Origin of the sequence: Cylindrospermopsis curvispora GIHE-G1 (assembly GCF_014489415.1) — a bacterium.
GTDB classification, from domain to species: Bacteria; Cyanobacteriota; Cyanobacteriia; order Cyanobacteriales; family Nostocaceae; genus Raphidiopsis; species Raphidiopsis curvispora_A.
In genome coordinates, this window is the sequence record NZ_CP060822.1 from 1,620,921 (window position 1) to 1,639,432 (window position 18,512).

Genomic DNA, 18,512 nt, shown 5'->3' on the forward strand with positions numbered 1-18,512 from the left:
ACAAGATTAAGTATGGAACCGGGAAGTAAATCATGATAGGCAAACTACTGGATCATAGATACAAAGTTGTGCGTGTTTTAGCAACCGGGGGATTTAGTCAAACCTACATCGCTCAAGATACTCGGCGACCTGGTAATCCCATTTGTGTTGTTAAACATCTAAAACTAGTTAGTAATGACAAGAATATTTTTACAACTGCTAAACGTCTGTTTAATAATGAAGCTGAAACCTTGGAAAAATTGGGTAATCATAACCAAATACCTCGGTTACTAGCTTATTTTGATGAAAATCAGGAATTTTTCCTAGTTCAGGAATACATTGATGGTCATACCCTGACAGTGGAACTTATACCTGGACAACCATGGAGTGAAAACCAAGTCATGCAATTGCTCTTGGAAATCTTAGAGGTTTTGGAATTTGTCCATCAACAGGGGGTGATTCATCGGGATATAAAACCGGATAATCTGATTCGTCGTGTGGATGATTACAAACTGGTGCTTGTAGATTTTGGAGCAGTTAAACAAGTACGTTGTCCTTCCATTCTTTTAGAACATCAGTTAAATCCCACTATAGCCGTTGGCACTCCTGGTTATATGCCCACCGAGCAAGGACAGGGTAAACCTCGCCCAAGTAGTGATATTTATGCTTTGGGTATTATTGCCATTCAAGCTATAACAGGAATAGCTGCTAATCAGTTTCCTGAGGATCCCGATACCGGTGAAATTCTCTGGCAACATTTTCGACCTGTCAATTCCCATTTGGGGGAGATTCTCAGCAAAATGGTGCGTTATCATTTCAAGGAACGTTATCAAACGGCAACAGAAGCATTAGAAGTTTGTCGAGAGTTTATAAAAGAATATGCTAAATCCTGCGGTTACTCCCTATCTCCCACACCCACTACACCCAGTGGAAAAAAATTACCCATAAAAACCCATACTCAATCTGTTTCATTGTTCCCACAACCTACCTTAGCTTTAGCACCTGTTCATACTCCTCCCCTAGTATCTGCTCCTAAGCAGGAACAAAAACCAGATCCCTTACCACTGGTAATTGGTTTATTTTTGGTCGGTGGTGCAGCAGCTTTAGTAGGCAATTTATATCCCAACATTCAAACCTTGACTGCTAATTGGAAGGATAAGAATGGCACATCCCCAGAAAATTGCTTGGCCATGGTAGCACCTAATTCTAATGTGCGCTCCCAACCTAGCGCCATTAGTTCTGATAATATTTTAAAGAGTATTGGTGATCCTAGTGAGTTTATTGTTACTGGAAAAAGAACTAAGCGTGGTTGGATAGAAGTTAAACTTAAATCTGGTCGTTTGGCCTGGGCTCATTCGGATGTGATTACTAACAATAATCAATGGGTCTCTTGTCTGCGAGACCAGGGTATTTCTCTTCAAATCGTTGATGATTTACCTTTGATTACATCTCGATTGGTGCCCAAACCTCAGTTATCTCCTACTACCTCTCCATCCCCATTCTTGTCTCAATCTGCTGATAAAGAATTTCAAGATCCAATCGTTCTACAAGCTCGACAAAAATTCCAGTCAGGGGATGTGAATGGAGCAATAGCTCAACTGAAATCTGCTCCCCAAAAAACCACTTCTAATAGTCAGCAAGTGAAGATAATTGACCAATGGCAACAAGACTGGGCCAAAGCTGAGACTTTGGCTAATGAAATTAATCGCGCTATTGATAGTGGACAATGGGAAAAGGTCTTGGCCTATCGCAACCAACCAGAGAAGTTGCCTAATATTAAATACTGGCAAGACAAACTAGAACCGTTGTTTAAACAAGCAGCTCAAAAGGTTGCTCAACAAGTTTTACCAAGTCAAAACCCGCAACCGGACACCAACTCTAAAACCAAACCATAGTAGATACCCTGTGTCACACACTTAGTGTAATTCGTCGTATTCTGCTGTTTCTACCCTTCTGCTTTCAGGGTGAGAGGGTGGTAAAAATTCCGCCCGTCGCATGGTTCCCAGGGGTGGTGTTACTCCGTGATAGGGGTGAATTACCTGCACGGTGCGAGAGGGACGTTGTCTAGGCGAAAACAAGGACAACACACCAGCTACTACAATACCACCTCCTACTGTTAAGGTTGCTCCACCTACGGCCCAAATTATGGGTGAATTCCACCATTTTTCCGCTTCAGAAGGCAGTGTGGCCATCATTCTGGTTGGCTGCTGTTGTAGTGAATTCATTTGGTTTTGACTCAAGCTGACGGCATTAATTTGACCCTGTAGCTGTTGGTTTTGTAAGCGCAACTGCTCGTTGTCGCTTCTTAAACTGTCTACTTGAATTTTTAACTTTTCTAGGTCCAATCGCTGGTCTAAAGGTGCTACCGGTTGGGGGTTACCATATCCCCCCTGTCCAGATGGGTACTGTCCCTGGGAAGGCACAATATTGTTGGGTAATTGTGAAATACCAAAGTTGGGTTGTTGTATGGGATTGCTATTTCCTTTCAGCAATAGCAAAGCTGCTAAACCAGCAACAGCTACCCCACCAACAAATGCCATACTCTCACTCATATGGCACACCCCCTAACTAATAAAACTAAGTAGTACCAAGACCATAGTTGTATTGTAACTGACATAATTTTGGAACACACTCACAGTAGATAAATTTATCGTCTAATTTTAATTCAGATTAATCTAAATTGCCATTAAATTACCAATTAAATAAGATCAATTTTTGACCGCCTCCTTTAAATTTCGACAAAATTCGGCGATCGCTTCTAGTCCCTGATCGGGTGTACCCTCTGCCAATCGCTTGACTACCGCACTACCTACAATTGCTGCATCAGCTCCCCAGTCTCTTACTTGACGTGCTTGTTCTATGTCAGAAATACCGAATCCCACACCTATGGGTTTATCTGTAACACTACGGATTTTGTCTAGTAGTTCGGAAACTCGATTTTCCATTTGTGAGCGCATACCAGTGACACCAGTAACACTTACCAAATAAATAAAACCTTGAGAAGCATGGGCGATCGCCTCTATTCTTTCCCTAGAGCTTGTAGGTGCTATGAGAAGGGTGAGGTCAATTTCTTGCTCACTTGCTGGTTTCAAAAGGGTTGCAGACTCTTCCAAAGGTAAATCTGGAACTACTAAACCCGACACACCAGCGGATTTAATATCGTCTAAAAATCTTCCAATTCCTCGATGTAAAATGGGATTATAATATGTAAATAAAATTACAGGTGCTTTCAATTTAGGTGTAGTAGCCTTGAGCATTGTCAACACCTGTTCTAAAGTGGTACCTTTTTGTAGTGCGCGGGTAGCAGCAGCTTGAATTACTGGGCCATCTGCCAAGGGATCAGAGTAGGGAACACCTAATTCAATAATATCAGCACCAGCACAATCTAGTACTTCTAAGGCTTGAGCCGTAGTATGTAAATCGGGGTCACCAGCAGTAATAAACGGAATCAGGGCGCACTCTTGATTCCGTCTTAAATTTTCAAAACAGCGAGAAATTGCGGTCATCAGTTAGTCATTGGTTAGGGTTGATCATTGGAATCAATCTTAGCTTGTATTCTGGCCAACTCTTCCGGGGAGAGTTCATCCAGACGCTTTTGGAGAAAAGCCTTTTCATACTCTTCCCGCTGTTGGTGGTAGGTCATTTTTTTACTCCCTGCACGGAATAGATAGGTTCCCAACCAACCCATTAAACCTAGCACCAGTAGAACCTGACTCCAAATTCCCGCGTCTTGACTATTCAAACCAACCAACTGTAGCACCCCATAGGCCAATCCGCCTAAGAAGAAGATCCCTAAGGTAATAGTAATTGCGTCAATACGTCGCATGAGAGTTGTGACCTACCAAGTTACTAGTTAAATTAAGTTAAACAATTTGTCTGGGTCTGGGTCGAAAATTGGCAATGGGGGAGAGCAACAACAAACCTGGGAAGAAGAAAAAGACCAAGAAGTACATAAATCCACGTTCCACAGAAGTTGCTGAATACCAGCGCCAGTTGAGATAAAACATAACGATCAGTGGTATGGCTAACAGATAAGCTCCAGCCAAAGCTAAATACAGTAGTGCTAAAAGCATAATTTTGGGATGGATGAGAGAATACTATTTAGTGCATATACCATTATATAGCTTATAGCCCCCACACTACCTAACCTAGTCCATGGGAAAAAATTTTCCCCAACCTCTTGACAAAGTATGGGAAAAGCAGCATGATGTTATGATGATGTTTTGGCATCTAAGAACCCTAAGGGGGTGTGGCGGAATGGTAGACGCTGCGGACTTATAAAAGTGAGCCTTGTTAGAGAAATCTTTCAAGTGTAAGCTCTCAAACTCAGGGAAACCTAAATCTGATGAAATTTAATCAAACAGACAAGGCAATCCTGAGCCAAGCCCAGTAAATTTTCATGCAATGTTTCTGGGAAGGTGCAGAGACTCGACGGGAGCTACCCTAACGTGAAGACGAGGGTAAAGAGAGAGTCCAATTCTTAAAACCCCAAAGGTAGTGGCGAAAGCTGCAGGAGAATGAAAATCCGTTGACCGTAGAAAGTCGTGGGGGTTCAAGTCCCCCCACCCCCATAAAAGTTAAACATCAAAATCCACAGCCAGTTTAAGTCCCCTACTTCTTGTAGAAGTAGGGGTTTTCTTGTGAGTATCTATTCTACAATCCTGGTAGTTCCAAACCACCAGTTAACTCTTCCATGCGTTCCCGCATAGTCTGGGTAGATTTGAGGTAGGCATCCTTCATAGCTGCTGTGACTAGATCAGAAAGCACATCTGGTCCCTCATTAAGTGCATTGGGGGAAATCTCTACCCTTTTAGGCTCCTGGTTACCACTAATAATTACCTTAACTAGTCCACCACCAGACTCGCCCAGAATTTCCATCTGCTCCAATTCTTCTTGAAGACGTTTGGCACCTTGTTGCATCTCCTGAGCTTTTTTAAAAGCGTCCGCTATTTCTTTTACTTTTCCCAAACCAAAACCAAATCCCTGTCCTTTTCCTGTCATAGTAAATTTTCCAGTTGTGCTGCGAATAAAAAATCAAAATCAATTATAGTCGTCCCTACCAAATCAAGAATAACCATCCAAAACGGGAAATCGGCCAATCATTTTTACCTCTGGTTCCAATAAGATTGACCACTGATCTTGGATTTGACGTTGAATATGGCGAATGAGACGGAAAATATCGTTGGCCTGAGCACCTCCACGATTAACAATAAAGTTAGCATGAAGTTGTGCCACTTGGGCCCCACCAATTTGATAGCCTTTTAATCCAGTTTGCTCAATTAACCATCCTGCGGTCCGGGGTAAAGGATTGCGAAACACACTCCCACAACTGGGAAAATTGTAAGGTTGAGTGGAAAGACGGTGCTGCTTGTGTTCTCTAGTTCTAGATGTGACTTTAGCTGGGTCTGCACCTGGTTGAAGTTGAAAAGTAGCTTGGGTGACTATACGCTCACTTCCTTGTAACAAGGAGCTGCGATACTTGTAACCCAATTGGGACCTATTCACAGTTTCTAAAGTACCATCGGGAGATAGTAACTCCGCGCTGACCAACATTTCCCCCATACAATTATTATGTGCTCCTGCATTCATCACAACAGCACCACCCACAGTACCTGGAATGCCAACTGACCACTCTAGTCCTTCCCATCCTAAACTTGCTGCTTCCCATGCTAAACTGGGAATGGATTCTCCTGCAGCTACTGTTAACCGACCTGTTTGGTTATCAAAATATTTGTAACGGAAGTGACGGGTAGCAATTACCATTCCTGGTATACCTTCATCACTCACGAGTAAGTTAGAACCTGCTCCCAATATTGTGATGGGTAAATCCAGAGCTTGGGCATACTCCACAGTTGCTTTTATGGCCATTAAATCCCGGGGTGCACTGTACCACTGGGCTTTTCCTCCCACTTTGTAGGAGGTAAACCCAGATAGGGAAATGTTGGACTTAATTACACAATTAGTTCCAGGTAAATAAATAATTTGATTATCATCTGAATTAACTGTTGTTTGTTTATTTTCCGTCAAAGTAGGGACTATGCGGGGACTAGCAGAGGACTCAGAAATTATCATTGTTAATGTAAATTGGTAGCTTTATTAACATCTCAAACGCAATATTTAGGCTAAAACACGGATAATTTAGCCATCCCTAAAATGTGACTGTGACTGGTTGACGCAGTGCACTGATAATTTCTGGAATTGTCTGATTTAAATTGCCAGCTCCAAGAAAGACCGCTAAATCCCCCGGACGTAGGGTGGATAATAAAACCCGGGGAATTAGGGCTAAACTTGGTTGATAAATTACTTGTGGGTGTCGTTTGGCAATTTCTGCTGCCAATTTTTCACCACTAATTTGCTCACAACTGGGTTCACCAGCACTGTAAATATCAGTCAATACAACTAAATCCGCATGGGTGAAACAATTGGCAAACTCATCCAAGAAAGTCCGCACCCGACTGTAACGGTGAGGTTGAAAAATCCCTACTACTCTTTGCCCCGCTTTCGCTTGTAAACGGGCCGCTGCTAGAGTGGCACGGATTTCGCTAGGATGATGGGCATAATCATCAATGAAGGTGATGCCATCTACTTCACCCCTGAATTCAAATCGTCTCCTGGCCCCTTCAAAGGTGGCAAGACCCTTGGCAATTTGCCCGAACTCCAAATTTAACACCCTTCCTACCGCCACAGCTGCTAGGGCATTACTGAGATTATGGCGACCTAAAAGTTGTAAGCTTAATACTCCTAGAGACTTACCTTTTTCCCAAACCAAGGCCGTTGTCCCGTCTGCGCGATAGTCAATGTTGGTGACTGTATAATCAGCACCTTTATCTGGATCTAAACTATAACTGATTCCCGGTTTTAGGCGATCGCATACTATGTCACAATCAATACTACCTACTACAACTTGACAACCTCGGGCGAAGGTTTGGAAAGTCTCCACCACCTGTTCCAATGTTGCATAATGATCAGGGTGATCTAGTTCAATATTAGTAATTATCCCAATTGCTGGAGCATGTTTTACCAAGGAACCATCGGACTCATCAGCTTCTGCTACTAAATACTTACTTTCTCCTAATCTAGCATTTCCTTCCCAGGCATTGACTTCTCCTCCTACCACAATAGTTGGGTCAAGACCTGCTTCTAATAGCATGTAACCTATCATGCTACTAGTTGTAGTTTTACCATGGGTTCCAGCTACAGCAATGCTATGATATTCAGCGATTAAAGCTGCCAAGACATCAGAACGATGTAGAATGGGGCAGCCTAATTCTAGCGCCGCCCTATATTCTAAATTATTATTGTTAATAGCTGTAGAACAAATGACCTGGGGTAAACTTTTTTGTTGGGTGGATAATTGGTCTGATGGGTTTGATAATATATGGCTAGTATGGCTAGAAAATGCTCCGGGACGGAAGAATTCTAGATTACTGGCCTCTTGTTGATTAAAAATATGAGCCCCCAGGGACTCTAATTTGCGAGTAATCTGGTTAGGGCGCAGGTCTGAACCGGAAACGGGTAATTGGCGCTTTGCCAGTATGTAGGCTAGGGCGGACATTCCTATGCCCCCAATACCAATAAAATGAAATGGTCTACCACTAAAATCTATATAGCTATTCATCTTTTATTCCTCTGGCACCACACCAACAAATCTTTGCGACACGGGTATCATAACAGGATTTTGATTTTTGGAGATATAGCTTTCGCAATATTTCTACATCCAATCTGTATCCAAAAACTTACAGGTCAATTTTTGACTGAGTTTGTGTTTACTGGACAACAATATCCGGAGCAATTGATTCTCCAACTTTTCCTATCCTTATGATGATTATTCTGAAAAATCGGGAACTGTCGGGAAAAAAATCTGTCATATATCTTTCATCCTCAAGTGCGTGATTTTTTGACTTTGTACACCTTAATAGGAGTTTCGTCAAGTGTGATCATCAGGATGAGGATATTGCTTAGTGATACTACAATTAGTTAAATTACATGTAAATAAAGTTAAACTATACTAGACTAGGTAAATTTATAAAAAACAAAAAGAAACTGTACTAAATAAATTGAATTCAATAAAATATGTATTTTTTTTTCGATCTAAGATTCCACAGTTATAAACAGTCCCCCCCTTTGCGATATGATCGGGGTCAACGATATCAATTTATAGGCATAAATACAGAGGGGAAGACACTGTGGTTAGAGTTGCAATCAATGGTTTCGGGCGCATTGGCAGAAACTTTGCCCGCTGCTGGATAGGTAGAGAGAATAGCAAGGTTGAGCTTGTTGCTATTAACGACACTTCCGATCCCAGAACTAATGCTCACCTGCTTAGATACGATTCTATGCTAGGTAGACTACAAAATGCCAATATCAGTGCTGACGATAATTCCATTACTATCAACGGTAAGACTATTAAGTGCGTATCTGATCGCAATCCAGAAAACTTACCTTGGAAAGAGTGGCAAATTGACCTGATTATTGAAGCAACGGGTGTGTTTATCAGTAAAGAAGGTGCCTCAAAGCATGTAAATGCTGGTGCTAAAAAAGTTCTAATTACTGCACCTGGTAAGAATGAAGATGGTACATTTGTTATGGGTGTGAATCATTATGATTATAATCATGACGAACACCATATCATTAGTAATGCCAGCTGTACAACTAACTGTCTAGCACCTATTGCTAAAGTTTTGCACGAAAAATTTGGCATTATCAAAGGGACAATGACTACTACCCATAGCTACACAGGTGACCAGAGAATTTTAGATGCTTCTCACCGTGATTTGCGTAGAGCTAGAGCAGCGGGGATTAATATTGTTCCCACTTCTACTGGTGCTGCTAAGGCTGTAGCTCTGGTAATACCAGCGCTAAAGGGTAAGTTAAATGGTGTAGCTTTGCGTGTACCCACTCCTAACGTGTCCATGGTAGATTTTGTGGTGCAGGTAGAGAAACCAACAATTACTGAGGAAGTTAATCAAGCTCTTAAAGAGGCTTCTGAAAATTCACTCAAAGGCATTTTGGGTTACAGCGAATTACCCTTAGTATCCTCTGATTATCAGGGTACTAATGAATCTTCCATTGTGGATTCTAACTTAACTATGGTGATGGGTAATGACATGGTTAAGGTCATGGCTTGGTATGACAATGAATGGGGTTATAGCCAACGAGTTTTAGATTTGGCTGAATTAGTGGCGGAGAAATGGGTATAAAATAATTCCCATTCATCCGGGAATCCCACACTCACCACCAAAATGTTGAAATCCCTGACTGAGTGTTAAAACTTGGTTGGGGATTTCTTGGGTATGTGATTGTAGAATAACTTGGTCACCGGATGTAATTTCTCCGATAATTGCTGCACCTGATCCTAATTTAAGAACTAAGGCTTGGGCAATAGTTGGTGGTAAACAGAGTACCAGTTCAAAATCTTCACCACCATATAAGGCATAATCAAGCCATCGTGGTGGTGTTAACCAGTAGTTAGATATGGGTATTAGGGGAATTTGATCCTGATGTAAAACTGCTCCGACTTGACTGGCACGACAAATTTGTAATATAGCATCTGCTAATCCATCACTACTATCCATACCACTCAAGGTAATTGGAGAGAAATTTCCACAGGATTTTAAACCCGACATGAGGATTTCGTGTAGTATGTATATTACATCCAAACGTGGGTTAGGACGTTGGTGAAATCTAATTAAAGCCTGCTTTTCCCCTTCCTTGAGGTTTTCACCCGTTTGAGGGTGCAAGAGCAATTCTAACCCAGCACGAGAAGCTCCATGCATACCAGTTATAACTATAGCATTCCCCACTTGAGCTGTACACCGCCGAATAATCAAATCTGGACTGACCTCACCAAAAGCTGTAATTCCTATAGTTGTAACAGGGGATCGCACTATGTCACCGCCAACGATGGGAGTATGATACTTCTGTAAGCAGTCACTCATGCCCTGATACAGTTGTTCTACCCAATGGACAGGTAAATCCCCTGGTAAACCGAGGGCGACGGTAATTCCTAGGGGAAAGGCACCCATAGCAGCCAAGTCGGACAAATTAGCGGTAGCAGCGCGCCAGCCTGCATCCTTGGGAGAAGTGGTAAGATTGCTAAAATGCACACCATCTACTAACATATCTGTAGTTACAACCAAATGGTGCGCGGGTTTAGTCGGCAAAACTGCACCATCATCCCCTATAATATGGGGAGGACAAAAGCTCTGTAATTTCTGCAAAAGACCCTGTTCCCCCAGGTCACGAACTCTGAGGTATTCTCCCCCTAAATCAGCCATCTTGTTTTCTCTTCCATATATTACCATATATTAATAATCATAATATTCAGATTACTAAATACAATGCGAACTATTGCCGAAATTAATCAAAAGATCATTGAAAAGCGTGCCGTAGTCTGGACCGTGGAAGAGCTAAAAAAACGAGTTGCCCAAAATGGTATACTAAAAACGGCCCAACAGGTTGATGTGATTACCACAGGAACCTTTGAACCTATGGAATCAAGCGGGGCGATTATTAACTTAGGACACACTGACCCACCAATTAAAATTCGTCGTTGTTGGTTAGATGGGGTTCCCGCATATTCTGGGTTTGGGGCGGTGGACCTATATTTGGGCGCCAGTTGCGCAGTGGAAACCATGGAAGGGGAAGAACTAAGAGAACGCGGTGGTGGTCACGTGATTCAAGATTTAATTGCTGGTAAATCCGTACAAGTCAGAGCATTAGGACAAATTACCGATTGTTACCCTAGAGCTACCCTGGAAGCTAAAGTCACCCGAGAGACGATTAATCAATTCTACCTATTTAATCCCCGCAATCTTTATCAAAACTTCATTGTTGGTGTTAATGGATCCGAGGAACCGTTATATACTTACCTAGGACCATTACAACCGCGTTTAGGAAATGCAGTGTACTCCAATCCCGGAGCATTGTCTCCCCTAATGAACGATCCCGATTTACAACTGGTGGGAATTGGCACTAAAATCTTTTTAGGTGGGGGAATAGGCTATGTGGTTTGGGAAGGTACACAACACTTTCCCCTACAAAAGCGGTTAGATAATCGAACCCCTATTGGACCATCTGTCACTTTAGCACTAATTGGTGATGCCAAACAAATGGATGCGCGCTGGGTGAGAGGGTGTTACTTTAAAAGTTATGGACCTTCATTAATGCTAGGAGTAGGAGTACCACTTCCAGTATTAAACGAACAAGTGATTGAACATTGTGCAGTAACAGATCAAGATCTAGTAGCGCCCATTGTGGATTTTTCCATTCCCCGTCGTGTAAGACCTACCTTTGGATTAGTAAGTTACGCCCAATTAAAGTCCGGGAAGATCCCCATCGAGGGTAAACCTGTACGAGCTGCTCCCTTGGCTAGCATGTTCCTATCCCGACAAGTAGCTCTGGAGTTGAAACAGTGGATACAGTTGGGTCAATTTACCCTGACGGAACCTGTAGCTCCCATTCCCATGGACAGAGCTTTTTTACCCTTTGCAATAAACTAGAAGATTCTGAACTAAGTGGGTGGGTGGAATTAAATATAAGATGAACGTAGGATGGGTTTCGTTCCTCAACCCATCCTACAAATAATTGTGCCTCCCTACTTAACCTAACTTTAATGGTTGTCTTGAGGTTTTAGCTTTTTCACTGGTTTAATAATAGATGGTTTTGGTAAGGGTTTAGAGGAGTAAGAACCATCTGCATCCATTCTTGTAATGGGTCGAGCAGTTTCTCCGGGATTTTTAACAAATGGTTTCCTGTTAACACCAGGGCGGGGTCCACCTCTAAAGGTTGGTTTGCGTTTTTTGGGCAAATCAGCAACTGCTTCCGCAGTTTCCACTATTAACCCATCAGTTTCACGCTTGACTTTAAAGTCCCAAAATTTACCTATTGCCTTCATGGCCAGCACACCATGGAGTTTCAACTTAAAATATTTGGGTTTTTCCGTTGGTTTCCGTGGAGCTTGTTTGATTTTTACCACCAAACTCCTGGTATCGAAAGATTGATAAACCACCTCCCCACGAACGGAAAATTCTCCATCGGGAATTTGATGTGAGGTTTTTATAGCTGATGCATTTTCCGTTGCAGCAGTGTTTTGACGAGAGGATTTTTTGTTAGTTCCAACCGGTTCTGATGTTTCCGCAGACAAGGACAACACCTGTTCATCTGTCGGTTTTCTAGCTAGATTTTCAGGTTCCCAGACCCCTACAATTTGAATGTGTAGAGAGTCATTTTCCTGTCTAGTACGGGGATAAACTACCCACAGATGTTCTTTTTGTAAATCCAGATGCTTTTTGACTAAGCTCATAACTCGACCTAGCAAAACAGCATTTAACTGCACGCCATCACTTGTAATCAGGGTGCCCTGGGTGAACTGTTCGCTGCTAGGGGAGTAGCTACCCCGAATCAAACCAATTGCCCTGTATTGCATTAGTTCGCTAGCAGGAGGAATTGGTTGTTGGCGATTCCTAAGTTTCCCAGGACTTTCCCCATCTTGGACTTTGATGGATAAATTATCAGGTTTTGTTTGTGGTGACTTAGCAGTTAATTTACCTGTTAAATCAATTTTTGCCGAAGCCTGGTTAGAGGCGGTAATACTAACAGATTCAGAAGACGATATCAGGTCGGAATTCATAAAAACTCCTTAGATCGGAGATAGGTCCCATAGTGGGACTGAACAAAAGTGTGTAGAATTTGCAGGGCCAATAAAAGAAAGGTGTACTTAACTTTAATTTAGCCATTGCACGCTAGGCTTTGAAATCTATCATTTGCAGAATGAATGGGTCAAATTAATTCCTAGCTGATTCTTGATAATTCTCAATCTCAATTAGGGAAGATTTTGACTGGTACTAATTTCTTAGTCCCAATTCCCAAATGCTAAATTTCTGGTTTAACTAGGTTATAACTCACATTCTGATGTGAATGAGGAATTATCAACCAATCATTAGTTTGCTCAATTATCACTCCATGGCTACAATTATGCTGATGATCCTACAACTGTCACCTAAGTTATAGCCAAAGCTATAACGGTCTACTTTCAAAGTTTAGATACTCCTGATGGTCTTTGGTCATAAAATTCACAGTTAAATCACCGTATTCCGCTAATTTTCACAAAGTCTTAACTTTATTCCCCACTAAGGCTCTTATTTAAGCTCATTTAGTTACAACTTTCCAAGTTTTATTTGTTCAATTACAACATAGGTAAAGTAGTGTCAAAACAAGGTAATCGTTGGCCAATTCAGATAGTCTTGCTGCTGGCAGTTGCAGCGCTTATTGGTGTGTCCATCATACCTATTTTGGGAACTCTCAATGCTCCACTTCCGCAAAATTCCCAGTTAGCAGACCAAATTCGTGGCTATGAACTGGTTTTGCAGCGGGAACCGGAAAATCAAACTGTTCTCAAGCAGTTATTGCAAGCTAGGTTACAAATTCTCAGTCAAAAGCCCAATAGTGAGGTTCAACCTGCTGATATTCAAGGAGTAATTGAACCTCTACAAAAGTTGAGTCGATTAAATCCAGATAATTTGGAATACAAGGTTTTACTGGCACAGGCAACCCAACAAATAGGAGATCGGGAGCAAGCAATCCAAATCTATCGCTCTATTCTCCGTACCCATCCCAGTAATATCCAATCACTACAAGGTATAGTTAAGTTAGAACTAGACCAAAAACGTCCAGAAGCAGCTATTCAGTTTCTTAAAGAAACCATATCTAATGCTAAAAAGTCTAACTCTGTTCAACCAGGAAGTTTTGATATTATAGCTATACAATTACTTTTAGGTAGCGTATATTCTTTTCAAAAAAACAGTGATCAGGCAATATCTTTATATGAGGAGGTGATGAAACAATATCCCCAGGATTTTCGCCCCGTTTTAGCAAAGGCAATTCTGTTGAAAGAGCAGGGTAAAATTAATGAGGCAAAACCCTTGTTTGACAGTGCTCTGACCTTGGCTCCCGCTCAATACAAGAATGAGATTAAGAAGTTAACCGGTTTTTAGCTCTATGGCGGCTATAACACCGAAAATAATGAATAAAATGCCGCCTATCAGGGTAACCTGTTTTTCCGAAATTCTCCCCCCTATTACTCTCCCACCTATAACCGCTATGAGGGCGCATATTGCATGTCCCAATATTGCTCCCCCCGTTACGCCTATGGCATTATTCCCATTATTACCTGCTGCTAACGCTATCGTAGCTATCTGCGTGCGATCGCCCCATTCAGCTATAAATGTTAATACAAAGGACTTGAGTAAAATTCCCCATGGACTTGTTGAATGATTAATAACCTGGGACTTTTTCACTTCTTCTCTAGCTTCTTCCATTACCTCCTGATTTTCCGTAGGTTTCATTTTGCCAGCATCATAGAGTAGTTTCAAACCAAACGCGATGAATAAGACAATTTCCCCATAACGTACATATATTTGGGAATTTTGCGTTATACTGGACAAGACCTGGCCAAATAGCACAGATAAGATTGTCATTGCCATTAAGGCTAAAGTCACACCAGCAAACACCAGTTTTTTTGAATGCTGCATAGACAGAATAACGGCGATAAAGAAAGTTTTATCGCCCAGTTCAGAGATTGTAATTAGTATTAAGCTGGTGGTAAAGGCAGTCAACATTCTTCCATAGTCCCTTGAGGATTTACTACACCCCGGTCATCAAAGACAAAACACTCTCCCTCCCATAAACTTTCCTCCCCGGTTACCTCCTCTAGGTACTTCAAGATCCCTCCCTTGAGGTGGTAAACCTCTTGAAAGCCTTGTGATAGCAGATAGGATGATGCTTTTTCACAGCGAATACCACCTGTACAAAATAAAGCGATTTTCTGATTCTTATCTGGGTGCAAGTTTTTGCTCACATAATCAGGGAATTCTCTAAAGATATGGGTATGGGGATTGCGTGCTCTCTTAAAAGTGCCAATACTGACTTCATAATCATTACGGGTATCAACCACCGTAACATTGGGGTCTAGAAGTAAAGCATTCCATTCTTGGGGACTGACATACTTTCCCACCCGTTGATTAGGATCCACCTCTGGTATTCCGAGGGTAACAATTTCTCGCTTGAGGCGGACCTTCATCCTCCGGAAGGGGGGGATATGGGTGTATGATTCTTTATGCTCCAGGTCCACCAACCTGCTGTCATGACGAAGGAATGCCAAAACCTGGTCAATTGCAGTACGAGAACCGGCTATTGTGCCATTAATTCCCTCGGTTGCCAATAGAATTGTTCCCTTGATGGATTGCTCCTGGCAAAAAGACAATAGAGGTGCTTGCAGTTCGCAATAATCTGGTAAACGGACAAATTTATAGAGAGTTGCTACAACCGTGGTATTTTCTTGATTCATTCCTCGACAGAGATAAGATTATTCTTCTAGGTCTAAACCTGGTTCATCATCATTATCATAGACCAAGTCGTCCAGATCAATAATCTCAGCAATTTCTTCTTCCACCTCACTGGTCAGGTCGGTCTCCACATTATCGCGTGCCATCAACCTCCCTGTAGATTTTAGCCATTCCAAGAGAATAAATTCATTGCTTGTACGAATTACGGTAGCTCGTTGATTACGTGGTTGCTCGTGTAAGGGACTTTTAACCATAAGTTGAATTAAGTAAAGTGTGCGCACCAAATTATAATCTATATTTGTATTTGTGTCATGAGACCATAATCATGGCAAGATAGAAGCAAACTCATGGAACAGGAAGTTCACATAATCAGCCAAAAAAAATTCTGGTCGAGGGATATTTATTATCATCGGAATGATTGTGTGAGACCCGAAAAAAGAATATATACTCCCAAATTTGACGATTATTAAATGAATCCAGACCACTCAGAAACCTACATCAATCATCCCACATGGGGTTTACTCTATAAAATCTCCATGGTTGATGATAATCAAGAGCTATTTACTACACTATATGCCCAACGCCTATTTTTTTTGGTAACCAGTGACGTTAAGGGGATGAAATTTCAGTCCATTGGTAGGACTGAAGCCAGAATGATGCTGGAAAATCGTTTACGTACTTTACGTCGCAGTGGTAAACCACAGGAGTATGATCAGCTTCAAGGAGTTTTCCAGCGTACATTCCAATGACAAGTTCAATTGCTGAACGCGTAACAATCATTCGCGCCCAACTACCCCCATCAGTAAGGTTAATAGCTGTTAGTAAGCAGGTATCAACTCAATTGATGCGGGAAGCCTATGGGGCTGGTATTCGTGATTTTGGTGAAAGTCGCATTCAAGAGGCGGCCAGTAAACAAATTGAGTTGCAAGATTTACCGGACATTACTTGGCACTTTATTGGTCACTTACAAAGTAACAAAGCTAAAAAGGCTGTGGAGTTATTTTCCTGGATTCATTCCGTAGATAATCTACACATTGCTGAGCGTCTCCACACTATAGCTCAAACAATGGGAACTAATCTATACAGTTGCCTACAGGTCAAAATTCTCCCAGACCCTCAAAAATCCGGTTGGACAGTGCCCCAATTGTTAACGGACTTGCCATTCCTAAGTCAATACCAAAGTTTACAAATTCAAGGTTTGATGACAATTACACCCTGGGGTTTAGAGGAAGAGCAAATATTGAATGTATTTAATCATACTTACAATCTAGCTCAAGAAATTGCCTCCCAAAAATGGGCAAATATAGAAATGAGGGAACTATCTATGGGTATGTCTGGGGACTATGAGTTGGCGGTAAAAGCTGGTGCTACCATGGTAAGGCTGGGGACAATTCTATTTGGGAATCGCCTTTAGAGTTGATTTCAAATTTGAGATATTTTTCCCTATTTAGGTTAGGAAAAAAATGTAAAATAAAAAACTAATTACTAGTAATTAAGTAAGTAGTTATTGGAATATGTGGTCTTTTCACCCTCTTGACAAATTCGACCGTTGGGACAGAATTGGGATGAAATAACTTTTTATTGTAAGGATGTGTAGGATAGTATATTTTTTCATCGTTATTTCGTAACAAGTTTTTTGAATAACAGTTGGGTAGTATAATCCGTGAGGCTAATACTAACAACGGTAAGGACTCAAGCCCAAAACAGCTAGATTTACATCGGATCAATTAAGGTAATTTCCAGGAGCATGAAAAATGAACAACATATTTTCTAAACTCAGAGATTTTGTGGGCTTGAATGAGCCAGTAGAATATGAGTACTATGAGGAAGAGCAAGATAACGATAACTATCAAACAAGTTATCAGCCAGAAAACCCTCAGCCAGCTGCACAAGAAACCACCAATAATAATAAGAGGTGGAGAGAAACCCCCCCAACAGTAACACAAGAAGAAGTAGTAGGGTCAAAGCATATGACTAATGTGATTGGTATGCCAGGTGCAATTAATGGAATTTCAGAAGTTTTGGTTTTAGAACCCCGTACCTTTGAAGAAATGCCTCAAGCAATTCAAGCACTACGTGAGCGCAAATCTTTAGTATTGAACTTAACGATTATGGATCCAGATCAAGCTCAAAGGGCTGTGGACTTTGTTGCTGGTGGTACTTATGCTTTAGACGGACATCAAGAGAGAATAGGTGAAAGCATATTCTTGTTTACTCCTAGTTGTGTACAAGTTAGTACCCAAGGGGGCTTTTTACATGAAGTTCCCCAACATCCAGTACGTCCGGTTCGGAGCACGGGTAATTGGGGAAGTGAGCCCAATCGCATGGTACAATAAAGACTAAACCAATTGAAAACTAATCACTAAATGACTATTAAATTGGGTTTAATTGGGGGTGGGGTGATGGGAGAAGCCATTTTATCCCGTCTCCTGGCCAGGAAAATTTACCAAGTATCAGAAGTAATCGTTAGTGAACCTCAGGAAGCTCGGAGGAGTTTTTTGCACCAAAGGTATGGGGTTTCTGTAACCAATGACAATGGTCAGATGTGGTCTCAGGTGAGAGAAACAGTGATTTTGGCTGTCAAACCTCAAATCCTTTCTGCTGTAGTTGAGGAAGTAGTTGATAAGTTGCCCATGGAACCTTCCCCATTAATGATTTCTATTTTAGCCGGAGTGTCCTTAAAACAATTGGAGAACTCCTTTCCTGGAGTGTCTATAGTTCGTGCCATGCCAAATACACCAGCAACAGTGGGTGCGGGGATGACTGCTATTTGTTGTGGAGATCATCTCCAACCAATTCATCACCACATAGCTACAACAATTTTTCAAGCTGTTGGGGAGGTGGTAGAAGTATGTGAGAGCCTCATGGACGCTGTAACTGGTTTGTCTGGGAGTGGGCCTGCCTATGTGGCATTAATGATAGAAGCATTGGCTGATGGAGGAGTGGCATCCGGCTTACCCAGAGCAGTGGCTAAACAATTAGCACTGCATACGGTGTTAGGGACAGCAAAACTAATTGCAGAAACTAATATACATCCAGCAGAATTGAAAGACCAGGTAACTAGTCCGGGGGGAACAACCATTGCTGGGGTGAGGGAATTGGAGAGGGCTGGTTTTCGTTCTGCTTTAATGGAGGCTGTTAAAGCTGCGGCTGAACGCTCGCGAGAAATGGGTGTTTATTAGGATTGGC

The 18,512-nt window shown here is 41.8% G+C and carries 19 protein-coding genes and 1 pseudogene; 8 read left to right on the forward strand and 12 right to left on the reverse strand.

All coding sequences use genetic code 11. The annotated features are described in order from the left end of the window. Positions 1 to 32: 32 nt before the first annotated feature. Positions 33 to 1,874 (forward strand): serine/threonine protein kinase, encoded by a 1,842-nt coding sequence (locus tag IAR63_RS07425; protein WP_187707126.1) that lies wholly within the window; start codon positions 33 to 35, stop codon positions 1,872 to 1,874. 21 nt (positions 1,875 to 1,895) lie between these two features. Here IAR63_RS07425 and IAR63_RS07430 read toward each other — a convergent pair whose 3' ends face one another. From IAR63_RS07430 to murC, 7 genes are all read right to left on the reverse strand, one after another. After that, a complete protein-coding gene (locus IAR63_RS07430) occupies positions 1,896 to 2,531 on the reverse strand; it encodes a heterocyst differentiation related protein (RefSeq protein WP_187707127.1) in 636 nt (211 codons plus the stop codon). Between the two features lie 156 nt (positions 2,532 to 2,687). Next, a complete protein-coding gene (gene trpA / locus IAR63_RS07435; RefSeq protein WP_187707128.1) occupies positions 2,688 to 3,485 on the reverse strand; it encodes a tryptophan synthase subunit alpha in 798 nt (265 codons plus the stop codon). Between the two features lie 14 nt (positions 3,486 to 3,499). Then, a complete protein-coding gene (locus IAR63_RS07440) occupies positions 3,500 to 3,805 on the reverse strand; it encodes a DUF3007 family protein (RefSeq protein ID WP_187707129.1) in 306 nt (101 codons plus the stop codon). Between the two features lie 37 nt (positions 3,806 to 3,842). After that, positions 3,843 to 4,052, reverse strand: a complete 210-nt coding sequence (gene ndhL, locus IAR63_RS07445; protein ID WP_057178921.1) for an NAD(P)H-quinone oxidoreductase subunit L — start codon at positions 4,050 to 4,052, stop codon at positions 3,843 to 3,845. Positions 4,053 to 4,632: 580 nt separating this feature from the next. Next, a complete protein-coding gene (locus IAR63_RS07450) occupies positions 4,633 to 4,980 on the reverse strand; it encodes a YbaB/EbfC family nucleoid-associated protein (RefSeq protein ID WP_187707130.1) in 348 nt (115 codons plus the stop codon). 63 nt (positions 4,981 to 5,043) lie between these two features. Continuing rightward, positions 5,044 to 6,051: a UDP-N-acetylmuramate dehydrogenase gene (gene murB, locus IAR63_RS07455; RefSeq protein WP_187707131.1), complete on the reverse strand. Its 1,008-nt coding sequence runs from the start codon at positions 6,049 to 6,051 to the stop codon at positions 5,044 to 5,046. A 76-nt stretch (positions 6,052 to 6,127) separates the two neighbouring features. After that, complete coding sequence (gene murC, locus IAR63_RS07460) at positions 6,128 to 7,597, reverse strand: UDP-N-acetylmuramate--L-alanine ligase (protein WP_187707132.1); 1,470 nt, start codon at positions 7,595 to 7,597, stop codon at positions 6,128 to 6,130. Between the two features lie 568 nt (positions 7,598 to 8,165). Here murC and IAR63_RS07465 point away from each other — a divergent pair. After that, on the forward strand, positions 8,166 to 9,179 hold the full coding sequence (locus IAR63_RS07465; RefSeq protein WP_057178925.1) for a type I glyceraldehyde-3-phosphate dehydrogenase: 1,014 nt from the start codon (positions 8,166 to 8,168) through the stop codon (positions 9,177 to 9,179). A 12-nt stretch (positions 9,180 to 9,191) separates the two neighbouring features. Here IAR63_RS07465 and thiL read toward each other — a convergent pair whose 3' ends face one another. Then, positions 9,192 to 10,256 carry a thiamine-phosphate kinase gene (gene thiL, locus IAR63_RS07470; RefSeq protein ID WP_187707402.1) on the reverse strand — a complete coding sequence of 355 codons (1,065 nt, stop codon included), beginning with the start codon at positions 10,254 to 10,256 and terminating at the stop codon, positions 9,192 to 9,194. 63 nt (positions 10,257 to 10,319) lie between these two features. Here thiL and IAR63_RS07475 point away from each other — a divergent pair, with 63 nt between their 5' ends. Further along, a complete protein-coding gene (locus IAR63_RS07475) occupies positions 10,320 to 11,480 on the forward strand; it encodes a homocysteine biosynthesis protein (protein ID WP_187707133.1) in 1,161 nt (386 codons plus the stop codon). 110 nt (positions 11,481 to 11,590) lie between these two features. Here IAR63_RS07475 and IAR63_RS07480 read toward each other — a convergent pair whose 3' ends face one another. Then, the gene (locus tag IAR63_RS07480) at positions 11,591 to 12,610 is read right to left on the reverse strand and encodes a hypothetical protein (protein WP_187707134.1); all 1,020 of its coding nucleotides are present in this window, start codon (positions 12,608 to 12,610) and stop codon (positions 11,591 to 11,593) included. 574 nt (positions 12,611 to 13,184) lie between these two features. Here IAR63_RS07480 and IAR63_RS07485 point away from each other — a divergent pair. After that, on the forward strand, positions 13,185 to 13,973 hold the full coding sequence (locus tag IAR63_RS07485; protein WP_187707135.1) for a tetratricopeptide repeat protein: 789 nt from the start codon (positions 13,185 to 13,187) through the stop codon (positions 13,971 to 13,973). Here IAR63_RS07485 and IAR63_RS07490 read toward each other — a convergent pair. The 3 genes and pseudogenes from IAR63_RS07490 to IAR63_RS07500 all read right to left on the reverse strand — a co-directional run bounded on the left by IAR63_RS07490 (position 13,959) and on the right by IAR63_RS07500 (position 15,577). Beyond that, on the reverse strand, positions 13,959 to 14,597 hold the full coding sequence (locus IAR63_RS07490) for a TMEM165/GDT1 family protein (protein WP_187707136.1): 639 nt from the start codon (positions 14,595 to 14,597) through the stop codon (positions 13,959 to 13,961). The two genes, IAR63_RS07485 and IAR63_RS07490, sit on opposite strands and share 15 nt — an antisense overlap. Continuing rightward, a pseudogene (gene trhO / locus IAR63_RS07495) lies at positions 14,594 to 15,325 on the reverse strand (oxygen-dependent tRNA uridine(34) hydroxylase TrhO); the annotation flags it as partial. The pseudogene trhO and the gene IAR63_RS07490, both read right to left, overlap by 4 nt. Positions 15,326 to 15,343: 18 nt before the next feature. After that, positions 15,344 to 15,577 (reverse strand): DUF3134 domain-containing protein, encoded by a 234-nt coding sequence (locus IAR63_RS07500; protein ID WP_187707138.1) that lies wholly within the window; start codon positions 15,575 to 15,577, stop codon positions 15,344 to 15,346. 216 nt (positions 15,578 to 15,793) lie between these two features. Here IAR63_RS07500 and pipX point away from each other — a divergent pair, with 216 nt between their 5' ends. The 4 genes from pipX to proC all read left to right on the forward strand — a co-directional run bounded on the left by pipX (position 15,794) and on the right by proC (position 18,505). Then, positions 15,794 to 16,072, forward strand: coding sequence for a transcriptional coactivator PipX (pipX, locus tag IAR63_RS07505; protein ID WP_187707139.1), 279 nt, complete (start codon positions 15,794 to 15,796; stop codon positions 16,070 to 16,072). Beyond that, the gene (locus tag IAR63_RS07510; RefSeq protein WP_187707140.1) at positions 16,069 to 16,737 is read left to right on the forward strand and encodes a YggS family pyridoxal phosphate-dependent enzyme; all 669 of its coding nucleotides are present in this window, start codon (positions 16,069 to 16,071) and stop codon (positions 16,735 to 16,737) included. The genes pipX and IAR63_RS07510 overlap by 4 nt, the downstream gene beginning before the upstream one ends. 340 nt (positions 16,738 to 17,077) lie before the next feature. Next, positions 17,078 to 17,659 carry a cell division protein SepF gene (locus tag IAR63_RS07515; RefSeq protein WP_187707141.1) on the forward strand — a complete coding sequence of 194 codons (582 nt, stop codon included), beginning with the start codon at positions 17,078 to 17,080 and terminating at the stop codon, positions 17,657 to 17,659. Between the two features lie 30 nt (positions 17,660 to 17,689). After that, the gene (proC, locus tag IAR63_RS07520; RefSeq protein ID WP_187707142.1) at positions 17,690 to 18,505 is read left to right on the forward strand and encodes a pyrroline-5-carboxylate reductase; all 816 of its coding nucleotides are present in this window, start codon (positions 17,690 to 17,692) and stop codon (positions 18,503 to 18,505) included. Positions 18,506 to 18,512 lie beyond the last annotated feature (7 nt).

Excerpts from the sequence above, each read along its gene's own strand:
- IAR63_RS07425 (WP_187707126.1), top strand. The coding sequence starts at position 33 with ATGATAGGCAAACTACTGGATCATAGATACAAAGTTGTGCGTGTTTTA.
- IAR63_RS07440 (WP_187707129.1), bottom strand. The coding sequence starts at position 3,805 with ATGCGACGTATTGACGCAATTACTATTACCTTAGGGATCTTCTTCTTA.
- IAR63_RS07430 (WP_187707127.1), bottom strand. The coding sequence starts at position 2,531 with ATGAGTGAGAGTATGGCATTTGTTGGTGGGGTAGCTGTTGCTGGTTTA.
- IAR63_RS07475 (WP_187707133.1), top strand. The coding sequence starts at position 10,320 with ATGCGAACTATTGCCGAAATTAATCAAAAGATCATTGAAAAGCGTGCC.
- trpA (WP_187707128.1), bottom strand. The coding sequence starts at position 3,485 with ATGACCGCAATTTCTCGCTGTTTTGAAAATTTAAGACGGAATCAAGAG.
- murC (WP_187707132.1), bottom strand. The coding sequence starts at position 7,597 with ATGAATAGCTATATAGATTTTAGTGGTAGACCATTTCATTTTATTGGT.
- IAR63_RS07480 (WP_187707134.1), bottom strand. The coding sequence starts at position 12,610 with ATGAATTCCGACCTGATATCGTCTTCTGAATCTGTTAGTATTACCGCC.
- IAR63_RS07510 (WP_187707140.1), top strand. The coding sequence starts at position 16,069 with ATGACAAGTTCAATTGCTGAACGCGTAACAATCATTCGCGCCCAACTA.
- ndhL (WP_057178921.1), bottom strand. The coding sequence starts at position 4,052 with ATGCTTTTAGCACTACTGTATTTAGCTTTGGCTGGAGCTTATCTGTTA.
- IAR63_RS07500 (WP_187707138.1), bottom strand. The coding sequence starts at position 15,577 with ATGGTTAAAAGTCCCTTACACGAGCAACCACGTAATCAACGAGCTACC.
- IAR63_RS07515 (WP_187707141.1), top strand. The coding sequence starts at position 17,078 with ATGAACAACATATTTTCTAAACTCAGAGATTTTGTGGGCTTGAATGAG.
- murB (WP_187707131.1), bottom strand. The coding sequence starts at position 6,051 with ATGATAATTTCTGAGTCCTCTGCTAGTCCCCGCATAGTCCCTACTTTG.
- proC (WP_187707142.1), top strand. The coding sequence starts at position 17,690 with ATGACTATTAAATTGGGTTTAATTGGGGGTGGGGTGATGGGAGAAGCC.
- IAR63_RS07490 (WP_187707136.1), bottom strand. The coding sequence starts at position 14,597 with ATGTTGACTGCCTTTACCACCAGCTTAATACTAATTACAATCTCTGAA.
- IAR63_RS07450 (WP_187707130.1), bottom strand. The coding sequence starts at position 4,980 with ATGACAGGAAAAGGACAGGGATTTGGTTTTGGTTTGGGAAAAGTAAAA.
- thiL (WP_187707402.1), bottom strand. The coding sequence starts at position 10,256 with ATGGCTGATTTAGGGGGAGAATACCTCAGAGTTCGTGACCTGGGGGAA.
- pipX (WP_187707139.1), top strand. The coding sequence starts at position 15,794 with ATGAATCCAGACCACTCAGAAACCTACATCAATCATCCCACATGGGGT.